Here is a 16,957-nt window from a genome sequence, read left to right on the forward strand (position 1 = left end):
AGAAATTATGTTCTAAGTCAATCTGCGAAAATAAAAAGGCGACTTGTGCCGCCTTTGGGATTTATAACCAGCGCCTCACCCTTAATCTGTAAGCTGTATATTGCTCTTTGAATTTTTTCTCCAGATAGGCTTCTTCTTTTTCGATCACAAGCTGATTCATGCTGACGATATAAAACGGCGCAGTGAGGAAGCCCCAAAAGTGACCGTAGTTCAGCGGAAAGCCGATCACCATGAGAAGAAATCCAAAATAGATCGGGTTGCGGGTGATGCGATAGATACCGTTCATTACCAGCGTTTTTACCGAGCCATGCGGATCAAGTGTGGTGCGCGCTTTTCGAAATTCAATGAAGGCGCCTACGCCAAATAGAAATCCGATGAAGGTGAGCGCCAATCCGATATTTCTTGCGATCTGCGGCATGACGAATGGTGTGACAATGACCCTGCCGAGGACCAGTGCGATGAAGATATAAAACAGGGCCACGAAAGGCGGGTGAATGTTTTTGTTGATGTTCGGGTGGTCCATTTGTTTTTCTGCCATGTTTATTCCTCAATTTCAAGTTTTGCCTTCAAAGGCGGTTTGTGCCAGAACCAGCCCAGCCACTCGGCGTAGGTCACGCCTTTTTGTTTTGTATAAGACCAGATCTCGGCGTTTAGTTTATGGTTATCAAAAAAGCCGCGTTTGACCCATTGAATTTTTCCAGACCAGAGTATTTTTTCGTCTGTTTCGTAAATGGTGAGGCGATATCCATTCTCTAAAAAGAATGGTTCTTTGTTGCCTTCAAATTGGAAAGCGAATTCAATACGGCCTTCCCAGCCTTGTTCCCAATAGGCTTCCAGTTCGCCGGTCAATACTTTCATGTTGTTTTTCTGGCGGTCAACAGAAAAACGGGAAATGCTTTTTCAACTTCGTTGATTTTCTTTTTGATCTCACACACGGTCGAAAATTTTACATCTGTGAATCCCGTTTCTTCAGCCCATGTTTGGAGCTCCGTACGCTCAAATCCCTTGTGGACATCGGTTGTGCCGTCGGTGTGAAAAGTCCCATCTTCCTTATCCAGATCTGCGATGCATAATATTCCTGAAGGGGAGAGTAATGCATGAAATTTTTTCAGGATGTCTTTGGGTTTTTCAATGTGATGCAATGTCATCAGGGAATATGTGATGTCAAAGCGCTGAGAGGGCAGGGGAGACTCTGTGGTGAGGTCAAGATATACGGGGTGCATGTTCGTTACGCCTGCGGTGCTGATCTTTTCACCAAGCACATCCAACATGCCTTGTGATGTGTCTGCGAGGGTAATTTGTCCCAGATCAGATTGAAGTGCAAAACTTAATAGTCCTGTGCCGCAGCCATATTCCAGCGCGGACATTTGCGGTGTGACCAGAATTGTATTGCGGATGGCTTCTGCAACTGTGCGGGCGCGTTCTATTTTTTTAGGATCAGAGTCCCAATCTTTTGCGCGTTCGTCGAAATTTGTCATGCCCAATTCTCCAAAGTCTCTTTTACCTTTGCCAAAAACCAATCGGCTGATGCGCCGTCTAAAATGCGGTGGTCGAAGACAAAGGACATGTACACCATCGGGCGGATGGCGATTGCGTCGTCGCGTGTCCCGTCAGCGGGGATGACCACTACACGTTTTTGCATGGCGCCGATTCCTAGAATTCCGCATTGCGGCTGGTTGATGACCGGGAATGCGAATAATGATCCGCTGGTGCCGTGATTGGTAAGCGTGAACGTGCCGCCGCGCACTTCATCGGGCTGCAGTTTTTTATTCCGCGCACGGTTGGCGAGATCATTGACTGAACGCGCCATTGCCAGCAGGGAAAGATTATCTGCGCCTTTGATGACTGGTACGATCAAGCCTTCTTCACCGAGTGAGGCGGCCATACCGATGTTGATATTCTTGTGAACCAATACGCCTTCGTCACTCCACGAAGAGTTGACCATCGGGTAGGCTTTCAGTCCATTGACGATGGCACTCATGAAGTAAGCGGTGAACGTTAAGTTGATGCCGTCTTTTTCAAAAGCGGATTTATTCGCGGCGCGATGTTTTATCACACGAGACAAGTCTGCTTCCATCACTGTCAGCACATGCGGAGAAGTCCGCTTGGACATGACCATATGCTCCGCGATCGATTTGCGCATGGAGGTGTGTTTGATGAGCTGGTCGCCTATGACTGGGACGGCTGACGGCTGATGGCTGACTGCGGTCTGTGGTCCTTGGTCCGTGGTTTGCTTTTTACCTTCGACATAACTCAACACATCATTCTTCGTAATTCGTCCGCTTAAACCTGTGCCGTGTACCTGGGATAAATTCACGCCGTGTTCCGCTGCGATCTTTGCTACGACGGGGGAGATGAAGCCAATGTCTTTGTTGGTAGTTGGTGGTTGGTGGTGGGCGGTTGGCTGTGGCTCTGGCTTTTGACTTTCGACTTTTGACTCTTTGCTGCTGTCCACTGTCAACTGTCCACTATCAATGGTCTCTCCAACTTTTCCAATCACCGCCAGCAATTCTCCAACTTTCGCGGCCTGACCTTCCGGCATGTTAATACTGAGAATCACACCCGAAGCCGGTGCTGGGATTTCGGTATCTACTTTATCTGTATTCACTTCAAGCAAAGGTTCCAACTCATTGATCGAGTCGCCAACCTGTTTGAGCCATTTTGTAACGGTCACTTCGTCTACGCCTTCGCCTAATCTCGGAACGAGTACCTTAGTTGCCATAAATTCTCCTTAAGAATTTTCACCGCAGAGACGCAGAGAGCGCGGAGTTTTTTTATTCTTTGAGTCCCAGAACAAGTCGTTTTATACCTTTTACAACAATTGGAGCATTGAAGTTAATAATCAAACCAACTTTCCAACTACCGAGACGCATGTAAGTAAGGGCTTGTGCTTCGTGGATCGGTAAAATACTCTCAATCGCTTTTAATTCGACAACAACCTCATCTTTTACAAGTAGGTCAACTCTATAGCCGCAATCCAGTTTTGTGCCTTTATAAACTACAGGAAGTGGTACCTGTTTTTGAAATGGAATATTTCGCAAGCTGAGTTCATGGCATAGACATTCTTCATAAGCGGATTCAAGGAGCCCTGGCCCTAAATGCTTATGCACTTCAATCGCAGCCCCAATGACCGCCTCTGTTGTCTGATTTATACTTTGCCCAGCCATCACACTTTTGCTAATCACATAAACATCCTTTGTTCTTCTCTGCGAACTCTGCGCCTCTGCGGTTAATAAATCTTTGGGTATGCCAGCGGATCAACTTCACGCATCATCTCATACACCGCATCGAAGATCGTTTCTGCGCTGGGTTTGCTCCAGTAATCTCCATCTGAACCGTAGGCGGGTCTGTGGGCTGTGCCGGAGAGAGTCTGCGCGGGGGAGTCTAAATGGAAGTAGCCGCCTTGTTTTTCGATGACTTCCTGCATCATGTAGGCAGTTGTTCCGCCGGGTACGTCTTCATCTACGAATAGTACGCGGTTTGTTTTCTTAAGTGATTCAACGATCATGCTGTGAATATCAAAAGGCAAAAGCGATTGCACGTCGATCACTTCGATCTCGATTCCAGCTTTGCTTAACTTATCGGCTGCGTCCAACACCACGCGGCAGCTTGCGCCGTAGGTGACGATGGTCACATCTTTGCCGGTGCGGATAATTTCGGGCACGCCGAGCGGCAGGGTCATTTCACCAATGTTATCGGGCAGGCGTTCTTTTACACGATAGCCATTTAACACTTCAATCACGATTGCGGGTTCATCGGCTTTCAACAGCGTGTTATAAAAACCAGCGGCGCGAGTCATATCACGCGGAACCAAAACATACATGCCACGCACAAGATTAATAATGCCAGACATCGGCGAGCCGGAATGCCAAATGCCTTCGAGCCTGTGTCCGCGAGTGCGCACGATCACGGGCGCTTTTTGTCCGCCTGCGGTGCGCCAGTGTAATGTGGCTAAATCATCAGACATGATCTGCAATGCATACAAAACATAATCAAGATATTGAATCTCGGCAATTGGGCGCAATCCGCGCATGGCCATGCCGATCGCCTGCCCCAAAATTGTCGCTTCACGAATGCCGGTATCGGTCACACGATATTCGCCGTATTTTTCCTGCATGCCTTTGAAACCCTGATTCACGTCACCGAGTTTTCCAACATCTTCACCGAAAGCGATCAAGCGCGGCTCACGTTCCAGCGCGGAATCAAATGCGGCGTTCATGATCTCAAACCCAAACACGATCGGTGATGACTTGGAATACACAGGTTTAACCTCAGGCACTTTCAGCGCTGTGCCTGAATACAAATGCGAACTATAGCGCTCTACATTAATTTTCTGATCTTCGGCTTTCCACTGAATGAGGATGCCTTTTGTGGGATGCGATTCATCGCGCAGCATTCTCAACGCTTCATGCACTGCGCCGTGAATATCACGCCTCGCCACCGACGGGAGAACTGACAGCCGATCTCTGAGTATTCTCAACTCTGCGACATGGTTTGACGTGCTGGCGATCTCCTCGAGCATATCTAATACTTGATTGCGCTCTTCAAGAATCGGAGCGAGGAAATTGTCCCATGCGGTTTTGCGGAATCCTTCCACAGCGGCGTGATCTGCTTTTTCAACAGAATCAAGCTCGGGCGCAGAAATGACGCGCTGGTCTATCATCCACTTGCGCATTTTTTTGAGTCCGTCAAATTCCTCTTCCCATTTGAGTCGCTCGGGAGTTTTGTAGCGTTCGTGACTGCCCGATGTGGAATGGCCTTGCGGTTGAGTCACGTCGATGACATGGATCAATGCGGGGATGTGATATTCGCGCGCGATCTCGGCGGCGCTGAGATAGGTTTCGACCAGCGCGGGATAATCCCAAGCGTGGACGGTGTAATGATCGAAGCCGCGTTCAATGGTTTCGGGCGGCGCGCTTGAATCGCGTTCGAAGCCTTTGAGCAGGGTACCGATATTTTCCTTGACCATTTGAAATTGATTGGGGACAGAGATGCCGTAGCCGTCGTCATAGATGGTGACGATGGCCGGCGCTTTGAGAACACCGATGGCGTTGACCGATTCCCAGAACAAGCCTTCAGATGTGGATGCGTTGCCGATGGTGGCAAAGGTGATCTCTTCCCCGTTGTTTGAAAAATCCTTGAGTTCTTGCAGTTCTTGTAATTTGCGATACATGACCGATGCATACGCAAGACCCACAGCGCGCGGCATTTGCGCAGCGGTGGGTGAGATGTCACTGGCGACGTTATACATTTTTGTTTGGGCACGCCATGTGCCGTTGGGATATAAATTGCGCGAGGCGAAATGCGCATTCATTTGCCGTCCCGCGCTGGCGGGATCGTAGGTGACATCGGCATGGGAATATAACTGGGCAAAAAATTCCTGGATGCTCATCACGCCAAGCATGAACATCCAGGTTTGATCGCGGTAATATCCTGAACGCCAGTCACCTTTGCGAAATGCGCGGGCGATGGCGAGTTGAGCGATTTCCTTGCCATCGCCAAATATGCCAAACTTTGCCTTGCCGCTTAATACTTCTCTTCGTCCAATAAGAGAAGCCTGTCTGCTTTGATACGCAAGGCGGTAATCTTTTATGATCTCTTCTTTATCGAGGGGAAGCGCAATCGTACCCTTCTTTTTGTTGGGCATGTACTCTCTCTCCTGAATTGGATAATCTTAGGAGGGATTATAACAAAGACAAAGGATGAAGGATGGAAGAGAAAAGGATGAACGCTTTGCGTGAATTAGGAAGGATGAAAAAAGGCGGACATTTCTGTCCGCCTTTTGATCACTGATTATTTTCAATTCCTAACCATGAAATTGCTTCGTTCATGTCGTCAAAAATTCGGGCATTTAATCCGCGGTTGACACCTACGGTTTCAGCAAAGCTGTTGATCTCTTCCTTGCAATAGACGATCGCATATTTTCCCTTATATTGAAAGAGAGATACCCCTTTCATCGCGAGTTCGAAACGGTCAATCTGGCGTACTTTGCCTGTCATATTGCTGATGTTCACGAGAAATTTCTGATAGCTTTCGGTCTCACATATGGTGATTACTTCGTACATTAGCTCAACAATTTTATTGAACTGATATGGCTCTGAGTATTCAACATATAAATATCCATTTCGTCCCTCGATGAGTTTCATCGTCTGCTCCGAAGTTTGGGAATAAAAAGGAGATGTGATTATAGACGCATCCCTTTTTCTAAAATTATTTCATTCTCTCAGCCACGATCTCGGCTACATCTTTTACTTGGATATTTCCACCATCGGCTTTGGACGCGTCGCTCATCATGGTCATACAGAATGGACAGCCCACTGCAACTGTATCCGCTCCGGTGGATTTGGCTTCTTCAAAGCGGGTGGCATTCACTCGCGCTGTTCCATTCTCTTCTTCCTTCCACATTTGTGAGCCGCCCGCTCCGCAGCAGAAGGACTTGGCTCCGTTGCGCGGCATTTCAATGGTTGTCACACCGGCGCTATCCAATGTTGTGCGCGGCGCGTCTGTGATCTTGTTGTGACGTCCCAAATAACACGGGTCATGGAAAGTAACTTTCATATTGTCACCTTCGAGATTCATCGATATCTTTCCCGCACCGACCAACTCATTAATTAATTGCGTATGATGAATGACCTGATAATTTCCGCCGAAGGCCGGGTATTCATTTTTGATCGTGTGCAAACAATGCGGACAAGTCGTCACGATTCGTTTTGGCGCAACCTCATTTAATATTTCCACATTCTGCGAAGCGAGGCCAAAGAAAATATCTTCACGGCCGGCGCGTCTTGCAGAGTCGCCTGTGCAGGATTCGTTCTTGCCGAGCACTGCGTAATTAACTCCCGCCGCGTTTAAAATTTTTGCAAAGGCTTGCGCTGTCTTTTGTGCGCGCGTATCAGTAGCGGGCGCGCAGCCAACCCACCATAAAATTTCAGGTTCGGCATTTTGTTCAATGGTTGGCACGCTCATGCCATCAGCCCATTTCATTCTGTCCGCTTGCGAAACATTCCACGGGTTCTGATTGCGTTCCATGCCTTTGAACGCGGTTTCCAATTGTTTGGGGAAGGCGCTTTCCATCATCGAAAGATTTCTGCGGATGTCTAAAATATCGCGCATCGGTTCATTGCCCACGGGGCAAATATCTACGCAGGCGCCGCAACTTGTGCAAGCCCACACCGCTTCTTCAGAAATTAAATCCGTCATTGCCACATCGGTCGTGCCGCCGCTGTTGAAGTGATAGCGTTTGTTAATTTCCAATGCGGCCGGTGATAATAATTTTCCGGTGTTATACGCGGGGCAAACTTCCTGACAGCGGAAGCACATGATACAGGCGTAACTGTCCATGATCTGCTCCCAGCCGAGGTCTTTCATTTTTGCCGCGCCAAATTGTTCAATGCTTTGATCGTCAAGATTGATATAACTTAATTCGCCAATTGATTTTCTTTCAGGTTTCAACGCAAAATTCAACGGTGCAAAGAAAAGATGAATATGTTTTGAATATGGGAAATACGGAAGGAATGCGACGACTGCCCCGATCGACAACCAGAACGCAACATGTTCCCCCGCCACCAACGCACGCGCATCCATACCGGACCATAAGCCTGCCACTGCTGAAATAGTGGGTTGCCATCTGTCAGCTTCACCTGTCAATGCCACGCTGAAGGATTCTCCCAAAAAGCGCATCGCGTTATGAATGAAGATGAATGTGGCCACAATTGCAGAGTCACGCAGAATACCGAAGCGCGCCTGCGGATTAAGCAGAGTCGTCTCACGGGTGGTCAGCGTCGCAGGCCGTAGGATGAAGCGGCGAAACGCCATTGCCAGAATGCCAACGATGATCGCAACATTTGCAATGTCTGCGAGCAGGCGGTAGGAATCTCCAAACAGGCCGGTATGCTCAAGGAGTTTGAATCCGGTAAAGGCGTAGATCAGATCCGCGAGATTGATCAGCAGGAACGAGAGAAAACCCCAGCCGATGAGTCCATGCAAAATACTGGGGATTAATCTAAAACGAAAAACGGGTTGGAACAATCCCACTTTGAGAATGAGATCGCCAATCCGTTTGATAGCGAGTGACCAGTCAATTTTGCCCTGTCCGCTGCCGATATGCTGCATGATCCTTGCCACGCCGCGATATGTAAAATAAAGAGAGACAAGCGTTGCAATGACAAAGAGGATCTTTTCAATGAGTGAAAGCATGGGGCCTCCTGGAATCAATATGTCATTGCTATCTTCGAGGGGATGAAGAATATTGACAATGACATCGTGTGCCTAGTTTAGCACAACTCAAGAGATTGTAGAAAAATTCACCAGACTGTCCCAGATCTCTGTATTTAGTTTGTCGTGCTGAGCTTTTGCGAAATCCCAAAACAGGTTTTGGGCACGCGTAAATGGATAATGAACGTGACGCGCCATGTGTACGGTGCGGTGCAAGTCCAATCCCTGCAATTCAACTTTTTTAATGCGGCCAAATGCCAGTCCGCGTGCTGCAACCATTTCGGAGACGAAGGCCATTCCCACACCGCGCTCGACGGCCATTTCAATCGCTTCGGGGTTGCCAAGTTCCATGGTTACATTGAGCATGTCAGGTGTGATCCCGTAGGATTTGAGTCCCTGCATCACTGTTTCGCATGTGCCCGAAAGCTCTTCACGCATGATGATCTTTTGATCGAGCAGGTCATCGGGCAGGGCTTGGCCGTATGCGGCCCAGGGGTGATTAATGGGAACGATCAAAAAGATTCGGTCTTCAAAAAGAGGCATACATTCAAGGTCACGGTGATCGAAGTGTTTGCTTGAAACGCCAAAAGGAATCACTTGATTGTATAGGCGGTCATAAACGCCTTCCCGCCCCATTACCTTTACTCGTGGATGAACAGCGGGATATTCCAATTGGAACATGGAGAGCAGCGCTGGCATGAGGTATTTTCCGGCAGATGTGGAACAGCCGATCAGCAATTCTCCGCCGATCTCATTCTTTACATCCCGTATGCTATCTTCCATCAGACGGGCTGCGCGCAGTACATCACGCGCCATGGGAAGCAGGGCTTCTCCGATTTCGCTCAGAATTACTGAACGGCCATGTCTTTGGAACAATTCCACGTTATATACCTGTTCCATTGATTGAATATTTTGACTGACAGCCGATTGTGACATATTCAATCGGCGCGCCGCCTTACTAAAATTTTTCTCTTCTGCGGCGACAAGGAACACACGCAAGGTGGATAACTCAACCATTTTCTTCTCCCTGATAATTAACTCTGATGCTTGTTTATCACAATAATAAGCGTTTGTCATGGTTGTTGCCAGTGAGAATTGTCAATAGTTGTATGTGTATTTCTGGGCAAATCCCCCGGAAAAAACAGCCCGCGAGTTTCCCCGCGGGCTGTTTGGTGTAAGGAATATGGTATTTCACTACGGGGAGCTCAGCGGCTACCCAGGCATTCATGCCGCCCGCAAGATTGCGGACTTTGGTATAGCCGGTCATGCGCAGGTACATCATGACCAAAGCGCCGCGATGACCTGATTGACACAGCGCTACGATCGGCGCAGCTTTGTCGGCGGGCAGGCTGGCGAGGTTAGCGGGGACATCGTTGATGGTGATGTTGATCGCGCCTTCGATGTAGCCAGTTCCGAATTCGTCTGCGGTGCGTACGTCAAAGATGAATGGGGCGGGGGTGCTGGTCAATTCCACGTTTAAGTCGGCGGATTTGACGGTGTAGAAACCTTCAGGCATGTCTGTGAAGAAGGTAGTGAGATTCGCTAAACGGGTGGCGTCTACTTCGGGTGCAGTACCAGCTACCGGTGCGGCAGGTGCGCCAGTCTCAACTGCGAGTTCAGCTTTCTTCCATCCAGCAAGTCCGCCTGCGAGGTTTTTTACATCTGTGTAGCCCAGGAATTGCAGGGATGCCATTGTGAGGGCGCCGCGAGCGCCGGATGCACAGTAGATGACGATGGGCTGATCCTGTGCGGGGAGTTTATCGAGATTGGCGAGAACTTCGCGTACCGGGATGTTGACTGCGCCGGCGATGTAGCCGTCTTTTTCAATTTCAGCGGCTTCGCGCACATCAAGTAGGAAGGGGGCGTTTTCAGTGAGGGCGATGTTAAGGTCTGGCGCTTTGATGGTGTAGTAGCCTTCGGGCATATTGGTGAGGTATTCACTCCAAACGGCTGCCCAATCTACATAACCAACCACAGGCATACTGGCGGCTTTCCAACCGTTCAGACCGCCATTAAGATTGATGACATTTGTATAGCCCATCAAGCGCAGTGCCATCATGGTGATTCCGCCGCGATGACCGGAGGCGCATAGCACTACGATGCGGGCATCTTTGTCAGCGGGGATCTGATCCAGATTGGTAAATAGGTCGCTGAAGGGGACGTTGATCGAGCCTTCGATGTAACCGTCTTTGTTCCATTCAGCCTGACTGCGCACATCAATGATGGTCGGCAGAGTGCTGCCTGCCAGTTCTTCGGCGAGCTTGTCAGATTTTACAGCGTAGAATCCTTCGGGCAAGGTCGAGAGGAAGCCATTAAGCATGTCATACAAAGCCTGATCTTCAATGATGGCAGTGCTGATGGCTGTTGGGGCTGCGGGCATGGAGCCGGTGACTACAGGGAGTTCGGCTTTCTTCCACGCATTTAGGCCGCCATTGAGATTGCGGACATTGGTATAGCCCAGCATTTTTAGGGCTGCCATGGTCATGCCGCCGCGATGGCCGGAAGCGCATGTGACTACGATGGGTTCATCAAGGCCGGGAAGTTTATCGAGATTGGCGAGTACTTCGCGTACCGGAATATTGATCGAGCCTTCGATGAAGCCGCCCTCTTCCACTTCAGCGGTTTCGCGTACATCAAGAATGAAGGGGGCTTTGTCAACCATTTCTTCGCTGAGCGCGGAGGCTTTGACAGAACCGTATCCTTTATCAGCGGGCAGGTCGGCTATGAGGGCGGTAAACAGTGCTTGTGCATCCGGGCCGACTTCTACAACTGGGGCTTCAGTGACTACAGCGGCAACTTCAGTGGCTTCCGCGGCAGGTGTTGCGGCAGGCGCACAGGCGCTCAGGATCATACTGAAAACTATGAGCAATCCGAACCATACTTGCATTTTTTTAGACATGGTGCTTCTCCTTAATATTTTTTCTTTATCAAGTTACTTTTGCAACTTGTGGCAACCAGAGCAATTTCTGTCCTTATAAATTACGTGGTCTTCGGGACTGACAGGCGCATTGCGAATACCTTTCGTGTGACAGGCTGTGCATGAATTTGAGGCATGTTCCAAATGACTCGCAGGCGTGGTCGGCGCGTTAAGCGTCTGTTCCAGTGTCAGCATTGGCGGCAGAGACTCAACGATCACAGAAAGATTGGCTTCCATTTCCTCCGGTCTCACTTTATCTGCGGTAGGGAAGATGCTCGCATCGCCGTTGTGACATGTTTCGCAGGAAATATTTTGTGCTGTATTTTTTTGGATATTGTGCGGTGTGGAATAGACCCAGGTTGGCGCTGCGTTGAAATTTGGCAGTAGGTTTTCACCATAATATTCATAGGCATCCGCTGTGACCGGAGTATGGCGCACCGGCACAAAGGCATAGGGCCGTTCTTCAGATTGAATGGGGTTACGTCCGATCAGGAAAGTTTGATACGTTGCATCGGTCTCAAAGAATGGATTCCCGCTGGTCTCGCTCACCGCCACATGACATCCATCACAACTGGTATATGTCACCGAGTGACAAACCTGACACGAAAGCGTATCGCCATGTACCTGATGCATCGGATTGTCGTCCCCATTTGGTGCGGCTTCTTCGTGACAGTCCACGCACTTGGGAGATTCCGTTCCCGCAAAACGATTTACCTCAGCGGTCATGGCATCTGTCGCTGTGCCATGCATATCTTCACCCTCGTGACATTTCACGCAGTTCATACGTGCCTCACGGAAATGCACATCACCTGGAATCCCCTCGTTCTTACCAAGAAATTCATTGCCCACGCGGCTGCCATGGCAAGCCGTGCAGGAACGCGTCATGGGCGGAGTCGTTTCAAAAACATGGCCGGTAAAGAGGCCGCCGCCCACATTCTTCGGCTGACTTACATGACACTCACCGCATGTCGTATGACAGGTGGCGCAATGGTTCCCGAACATCTCATCCAGCGCAGGGTGACTCCCCCCGCGCGCTTCAAGCGCAGTCCAATATCCCTGCTGGGTGGAATGAAGCGCAAATGGATATGTGGCAACTTGTTCACTATGACATTCACCACCGCAATATTTTTCAGGTTCTGAACTTGGGCTGGCGATCAATCCCACATGCGCGGCTTCCTTCTCTGAAGCCTGCACACCGTTGTGACATTCCATACATGCGATTTGTCCGTGATCGGTTGGCAGGAACTTCCCCGCATCCACCAAAACTTTTTCCCATGGCTCCAACGGAGCCACATCGCCCCCTCAGCCAACACCTTTGGATTCTGCTTCTGCAAGCTCCACGGGTTTGGCCGTATCAATGAGGCGCTGCTTATCGGTATGACAAGCCAGACATTTATCCGCTTCAGGCGTCGACGCGAGAACTGCCTCTGTTGCGAGAGGCGGTTCCGTCCCTGTAGGGAATTCCACTTTTACAGTCGCACAAGCTGCGATCAAACAGGCACCTGCAATTAGTAAGCCAATAGGTTTTAGTTTCACTTTGCCTCACAAGTTGTGTTATTTTTCACAATTATTATTGATTCACCTTATGCAAACAAGTGATTTATATAATATTCACTTATTAGACTTACTTATGGAAACTGATTACTTAAACGAAGAAATCCTCCCTTAATAAAAAAATCCCGCAGGAAAGTAGATTCCTGCGGGAAAGTAGATCGTCCAAAAAATAGTTTATTTGCTTATATCATTTACATAATCGACAGCACCTGAACACGCACCTGCCAGAAAAGGCGAGATGTTTTCCCAAGTCAGTTCGAGGTTTTGCTCAAGCGCGGGTGTGATCGCATCTGCCAGACAACCACCGCCAGCATTGTAGTTGACGAGAGTGAACTTCCACAGGTTTTCAAATGAAGCCACTTCACCCGGTGTTTTGTTCGTATAATTTTCAACCACCTGCCCGGCCTGCTCGCAGTTGGCGATCATGCTGTGTGCAAATACGCCTACTGAAAAATCTGCCTGAGTCAAATCCAATCCCAACGGACAATCTTCACAGGTGGCATTTACACTGCCCACCAGCGCATGACGTAATAAGGTTTGCTGTTCTTCATCAAGATGCATATAGCCTGCACCGCATTCCCCATCTTTTAAAACAAGCGGACAGAATTGATTATAGAAAGAGGAGTTCCAGAAGAGAGTGGTATCTGCGCCGTTCTCTGTCAGTTGACCCAGTCCCACGTCTCCACCGGCCTGATAAATGCCCGGCCAAAACTGGCTTTCTCTTGCGAAGAGATTTTTTAACAACCGCGCGGGTACACCGGTTTCCTGCGCAGTGGTCAGGATCAATTCATCGAATTGATTTTGCCATTCCTTAACCGCCGGGCGTGCTGCTTCCAGCCCGCATTGATTAACACCACCGCCAGCATCCAAACCGCCGTCTGTGCAGGCACTGGCATCCACTTCGCCTTGCAGGATCAGGTTTGCGGCGAGGTAGGTGTAGGGAATGTCGCTGCTGAGTTCTTCGCTTTGTGTGGGGGTGGTCAACCACTCGGGCGGGCCGCCAACAGGCGGAAATACATTCCATGAATCGGCGCAGGTGGCAACGCTTTGTCCCTGCCATTGTGTGGAGAGCACATCCACGTACCAATACAATTGATCGGGATCGCCCTCGTCCATTTTTTGCACGCGGACTTGTGCGCTGTATATCAGACTGCTATCACCATAACTGGAATACGCCCAAAATTCCACGGTGCTGCCGTTTTCATCTGTTTGGTCGATGTTGAATTTACACGTATCGATTCCATCACAGTCAAAAGATTTGCCGTCGTATGTGCCTTCGATGCGGATGATGGATTCATTGGGTAAGGGTTCAAGCCCGGTGATGACCAGCGCGGGGGTTGTTTCACATATATTGGTTGAAGTGCTTAATACAGGTTCGCAGTTTTCGAGAGATACCCACACACTGGCAGGCGCAAGCAGCATGGATATTTCCTTTTCCATGGGTTTGCTGTCTACGAAGACTGTGTAGTATCCGTCACAGGTATTCTGTTTTTGTGAGACGCAGGGCTTTTGTGTTATCCATTTTTTGTAGACGATTTCACCGCAATCTCGATAGACTTCCCCGGGGAGCGGCAGACCTTCATGATCAACGATCACAGTGCAGACTATGTTTTGTCCCTTCCAGGTAGCCATGTACCATTCGTAGGCTGTGTATTCCACAACAATGGTTGTGACTCTGTCTGGGCCGGGTGGGGGATTGGATTCAGGAACAGGCTGGGGGTTACGCGTGAATGCGGTGCCTGAAATGGCAATAATAATTGAGAGGAGTCCCAGCAGCCAGCGGCGTTTCATGGAAAAAATAAAGTCCACTTTGATTATAGCGGACTTTGTCTCGTTCTGTCTATTTCTTTTTGTTCGGTTTGGGCTTTGCTTTTGACTTTTCGTTTTCGGCTTGTAAAGATTTGAGCATTTCCGCGTCACGTTTTAGGTTGGTATTTCGCAGATACATACTGAGCACGTATATGCCCATGACTGCGAAGGAAATACCGAAGCCTGCGATCATGTAGGCTGAGGTGTCGGGCATGGTTTCTAGGAACATGGTGTTCTCCGTTTTTTGTGTTAGGTTCAGATTGCGACGTTGAGTTTTAGCTGTTCAACGCTTTCTTCGAGCTGACCCAAACGGATGCGGTTCCACATCAGGTCAATGAAGATGACGGTGAAGGCGAAGAGGGCGAAGAAGAAGGCCACTTTCATATCGCTGGTCATGTCAAAGCCGCCTTGAGCTTCGGCGCTTGCGCTGCCAATGACGACCGGGTGAATGGTGCGGAAGAGGCGAATGACCATGAAGGTGATCGGTGCGCTAAGGCCGCCGAGCAAGGTGTAGACGGCGCCGAAGCGCGCGCGTTTTTCGGGGTCATCAATTCCCTGACGCAGCATAAAGTAGGCGATATAGATCAGTTCGGTGACTGCGGCGGTGGTGAGGCGCGGGTCCCATGTCCACCAGGTGTTCCAGGCGGGGCGGGCCCAAATGGAACCAAGTACGATAGTAATGAAAAAGAACATGGTGCTGACTTCCACGGCGGCCACTTCAAAACGATCCCATGCCATGTTTTTTGTGACGAGGTAGGCGATGCCCGCTGCTGCGGCGAGGATAAAACCGAGCAGGCCGACCCAGGCGGTGCCGACATGAAAGTAGAAGACGCGCTGAACCTGTCCCATAACGGCTTCGGTGGGGGCAAAGAAAAGTGAGAGGTAGGCGGCAACACCGAGAACAATGATTGAAATAATATCCAAAATTGTGAGTGCGATTGGTTTGGATTGCATTGAATGAACTCCTTTATAAGATTTGTGTACGGTTCATTAAACTTGATTTGATATAAAAATACCTGAGAAGCCGGTTTTTTGACAATGTAGATTTTGCAGTTTTTTATTCTTCAACAACAAAATCAAATACCATGAATGCGACGGCAATGAAGATCACATCGTACACGATGAGAATATTCAGCGGGGTGAGTATCTCTGAAAATTCCGCGCCTGTTAGTAATCCGCCGCTGGCTTTGACGGCCGCCAAAGAACTGGAATGGCAACAGGGAACAACAGGATGGGCAATAATATTTCCCGTGTGCGTGTTTGAGCAGACATGGTTGAGAGCAATGTGCCGACTGCCGTATATCCAATGGAGCCAAGCAGGATGACGCCGACCAGGTCGATCCGAAATAGATTTACATTGTATAACATGCTGTATACCGGCAGAATAATGGCTTCCACCACCAGCATGAAGGTCAGGTTGCTGATGGCTTTGCCAAAATAAATGGCCGAGCGGTCTACAGGTGCGAGCAGCAGGCCGTCCATACAGCCGCGGTCTTTTTCAACAGACATGGAGCGGTTGAGTCCGAGTGTGCCGGCAAAGGCGAAGGTTGTCCATAAGACGCCCGCAGTAACTGATTGACGTGTTTTGATATCCAACTCCAGCGCAAAGTTGAAGATGATGATGACCAGCAGGGAAAAGACCAGCATCGCAGAGATCATTTCAAACGAGCGAAATTCCGCGGCGAGGTCTTTTCGCACGATTGCAAGTGTTGCTTTTAAGAGAGATGGAGAGGATGTCTTCATGGGTATGTTTCGTTATGCTTCAAGAGACTCTTTATAGAATGCAAGCAGGTTGGTTTTCTTTAACTTCTTTTGTGTGGTAGAGGCAGTGATCACACCTCGCGAAAGGATGTCAAAACGGGTGGCGAGGTCTTCAGCGCGGGCCAGATCATGTGACGTCATTACCACGGTGCGGCCTTTGGCTGCAACAGAACGCAGCACTTCATCCAGCATTTCGGAGGCATCTTGATCAAGACCCGTGTAAGGTTCATCGAATAACATCACTTCGGGGTCGTGGATCACGGCGCGGCCAATGGCAAGGCGTTGCTGCATACCGCGTGAAAAAGTGCGCACTAAATCTTTGCGGCGATTTTCAAGGCCGACCATTTCCAGCACTTCGGTGATGCGGGCAGACATATTTTCAACGCCATACATACGCCCGTAGAAAAGCAGATTTTCTTCCGCAGTCAGGTCTGGATATAACAAAGGCAGATGAGACACCACGCCTAATTTTGCGCGGACTTGTGCCGACTGCGCCGGCAGGTTATAACCAGCCACTTTTACTTCGCCCAGAGATGGGCGTGAGAGTGTGGCGAGAATACGCAGGAAGGTGGTTTTGCCTGCGCCGTTCGGACCGAGCAAAGCCACAAACTCACCTGGCTCCACGGAAAAATCCAGTCCGCGCAGGATGATCTTAAGCCCAAAACGTTTGACGAGTTTTTTTACTTCAATCATGAGGAATTC

The 16,957-nt window shown here is 49.4% G+C and carries 17 protein-coding genes; all 17 read right to left on the reverse strand.

Annotation, left to right across the window (positions count from 1 at the left end):
- Positions 1–61 precede the first annotated feature (61 nt).
- The 17 genes from IPL71_RS02570 to ccmA all read right to left on the reverse strand — a co-directional run bounded on the left by IPL71_RS02570 (position 62) and on the right by ccmA (position 16,948).
- Positions 62–538, reverse strand: a complete 477-nt coding sequence (locus tag IPL71_RS02570) for a methyltransferase family protein (RefSeq protein WP_345318538.1) — start codon at positions 536–538, stop codon at positions 62–64.
- Between the two features lie 2 nt (positions 539–540).
- The gene (locus IPL71_RS02575) at positions 541–858 is read right to left on the reverse strand and encodes a hypothetical protein (protein WP_345318539.1); all 318 of its coding nucleotides are present in this window, start codon (positions 856–858) and stop codon (positions 541–543) included.
- Positions 855–1,478 (reverse strand): class I SAM-dependent methyltransferase, encoded by a 624-nt coding sequence (locus IPL71_RS02580; RefSeq protein WP_345318541.1) that lies wholly within the window; start codon positions 1,476–1,478, stop codon positions 855–857. Before IPL71_RS02580 ends, IPL71_RS02575 begins: the two co-directional genes overlap by 4 nt.
- Entirely contained in the window at positions 1,475–2,722 is a 1,248-nt protein-coding gene (locus IPL71_RS02585) for a dihydrolipoamide acetyltransferase family protein (protein ID WP_345318542.1), read from the reverse strand. Before IPL71_RS02585 ends, IPL71_RS02580 begins: the two co-directional genes overlap by 4 nt.
- Positions 2,723–2,774: 52 nt before the next feature.
- Complete coding sequence (locus IPL71_RS02590) at positions 2,775–3,167, reverse strand: GxxExxY protein (RefSeq protein WP_345318801.1); 393 nt, start codon at positions 3,165–3,167, stop codon at positions 2,775–2,777.
- Between the two features lie 62 nt (positions 3,168–3,229).
- Positions 3,230–5,647 carry an alpha-ketoacid dehydrogenase subunit alpha/beta gene (locus IPL71_RS02595; protein ID WP_345318544.1) on the reverse strand — a complete coding sequence of 806 codons (2,418 nt, stop codon included), beginning with the start codon at positions 5,645–5,647 and terminating at the stop codon, positions 3,230–3,232.
- Positions 5,648–5,786: 139 nt separating this feature from the next.
- Positions 5,787–6,146, reverse strand: a complete 360-nt coding sequence (locus IPL71_RS02600; protein ID WP_345318546.1) for a hypothetical protein — start codon at positions 6,144–6,146, stop codon at positions 5,787–5,789.
- A 64-nt stretch (positions 6,147–6,210) separates the two neighbouring features.
- Positions 6,211–8,196, reverse strand: a complete 1,986-nt coding sequence (locus tag IPL71_RS02605) for a (Fe-S)-binding protein (protein ID WP_345318548.1) — start codon at positions 8,194–8,196, stop codon at positions 6,211–6,213.
- 87 nt (positions 8,197–8,283) lie between these two features.
- On the reverse strand, positions 8,284–9,291 hold the full coding sequence (locus IPL71_RS02610) for a LysR family transcriptional regulator (protein WP_345318550.1): 1,008 nt from the start codon (positions 9,289–9,291) through the stop codon (positions 8,284–8,286).
- Positions 9,269–11,113 carry a rhodanese-like domain-containing protein gene (locus IPL71_RS02615; RefSeq protein ID WP_345318552.1) on the reverse strand — a complete coding sequence of 615 codons (1,845 nt, stop codon included), beginning with the start codon at positions 11,111–11,113 and terminating at the stop codon, positions 9,269–9,271. Before IPL71_RS02615 ends, IPL71_RS02610 begins: the two co-directional genes overlap by 23 nt.
- A 33-nt stretch (positions 11,114–11,146) precedes the next feature.
- Positions 11,147–12,424: a hypothetical protein gene (locus IPL71_RS02620; RefSeq protein WP_345318554.1), complete on the reverse strand. Its 1,278-nt coding sequence runs from the start codon at positions 12,422–12,424 to the stop codon at positions 11,147–11,149.
- A gap of 9 nt (positions 12,425–12,433) precedes the next feature.
- On the reverse strand, positions 12,434–12,667 hold the full coding sequence (locus IPL71_RS02625) for a hypothetical protein (RefSeq protein WP_345318555.1): 234 nt from the start codon (positions 12,665–12,667) through the stop codon (positions 12,434–12,436).
- Between the two features lie 192 nt (positions 12,668–12,859).
- Positions 12,860–14,476: a lysozyme family protein gene (locus IPL71_RS02630; RefSeq protein WP_345318557.1), complete on the reverse strand. Its 1,617-nt coding sequence runs from the start codon at positions 14,474–14,476 to the stop codon at positions 12,860–12,862.
- A gap of 49 nt (positions 14,477–14,525) precedes the next feature.
- Positions 14,526–14,723: a hypothetical protein gene (locus IPL71_RS02635; RefSeq protein ID WP_345318560.1), complete on the reverse strand. Its 198-nt coding sequence runs from the start codon at positions 14,721–14,723 to the stop codon at positions 14,526–14,528.
- A 26-nt stretch (positions 14,724–14,749) separates the two neighbouring features.
- Positions 14,750–15,448, reverse strand: coding sequence for a cytochrome c biogenesis protein (locus IPL71_RS02640; RefSeq protein ID WP_345318562.1), 699 nt, complete (start codon positions 15,446–15,448; stop codon positions 14,750–14,752).
- Between the two features lie 213 nt (positions 15,449–15,661).
- Entirely contained in the window at positions 15,662–16,237 is a 576-nt protein-coding gene (locus tag IPL71_RS02645) for a heme exporter protein CcmB (protein WP_345318564.1), read from the reverse strand.
- A 12-nt stretch (positions 16,238–16,249) separates the two neighbouring features.
- Entirely contained in the window at positions 16,250–16,948 is a 699-nt protein-coding gene (gene ccmA, locus IPL71_RS02650; protein WP_345318566.1) for a heme ABC exporter ATP-binding protein CcmA, read from the reverse strand.
- Positions 16,949–16,957: the final 9 nt, after the last annotated feature.

It is taken from the genome of Candidatus Villigracilis proximus (assembly GCF_016717045.1).
GTDB classification, from domain to species: domain Bacteria; phylum Chloroflexota; class Anaerolineae; order Anaerolineales; family Villigracilaceae; genus Villigracilis; species Villigracilis proximus.

Bases quoted from the DNA above. Each gene is read 5' to 3' on its own strand.
- IPL71_RS02570 (WP_345318538.1), bottom strand. From the start codon at position 538: ATGGCAGAAAAACAAATGGACCACCCGAACATCAACAAAAACATTCAC.
- IPL71_RS02575 (WP_345318539.1), bottom strand. From the start codon at position 858: ATGAAAGTATTGACCGGCGAACTGGAAGCCTATTGGGAACAAGGCTGG.
- IPL71_RS02580 (WP_345318541.1), bottom strand. From the start codon at position 1,478: ATGACAAATTTCGACGAACGCGCAAAAGATTGGGACTCTGATCCTAAA.
- IPL71_RS02585 (WP_345318542.1), bottom strand. From the start codon at position 2,722: ATGGCAACTAAGGTACTCGTTCCGAGATTAGGCGAAGGCGTAGACGAA.
- IPL71_RS02590 (WP_345318801.1), bottom strand. From the start codon at position 3,167: ATGGCTGGGCAAAGTATAAATCAGACAACAGAGGCGGTCATTGGGGCT.
- IPL71_RS02595 (WP_345318544.1), bottom strand. From the start codon at position 5,647: ATGCCCAACAAAAAGAAGGGTACGATTGCGCTTCCCCTCGATAAAGAA.
- IPL71_RS02600 (WP_345318546.1), bottom strand. From the start codon at position 6,146: ATGAAACTCATCGAGGGACGAAATGGATATTTATATGTTGAATACTCA.
- IPL71_RS02605 (WP_345318548.1), bottom strand. From the start codon at position 8,196: ATGCTTTCACTCATTGAAAAGATCCTCTTTGTCATTGCAACGCTTGTC.
- IPL71_RS02610 (WP_345318550.1), bottom strand. From the start codon at position 9,291: ATGACAAACGCTTATTATTGTGATAAACAAGCATCAGAGTTAATTATC.
- IPL71_RS02615 (WP_345318552.1), bottom strand. From the start codon at position 11,113: ATGTCTAAAAAAATGCAAGTATGGTTCGGATTGCTCATAGTTTTCAGT.
- IPL71_RS02630 (WP_345318557.1), bottom strand. From the start codon at position 14,476: ATGAAACGCCGCTGGCTGCTGGGACTCCTCTCAATTATTATTGCCATT.
- IPL71_RS02635 (WP_345318560.1), bottom strand. From the start codon at position 14,723: ATGTTCCTAGAAACCATGCCCGACACCTCAGCCTACATGATCGCAGGC.
- IPL71_RS02640 (WP_345318562.1), bottom strand. From the start codon at position 15,448: ATGCAATCCAAACCAATCGCACTCACAATTTTGGATATTATTTCAATC.
- IPL71_RS02645 (WP_345318564.1), bottom strand. From the start codon at position 16,237: ATGAAGACATCCTCTCCATCTCTCTTAAAAGCAACACTTGCAATCGTG.
- ccmA (WP_345318566.1), bottom strand. From the start codon at position 16,948: ATGATTGAAGTAAAAAAACTCGTCAAACGTTTTGGGCTTAAGATCATC.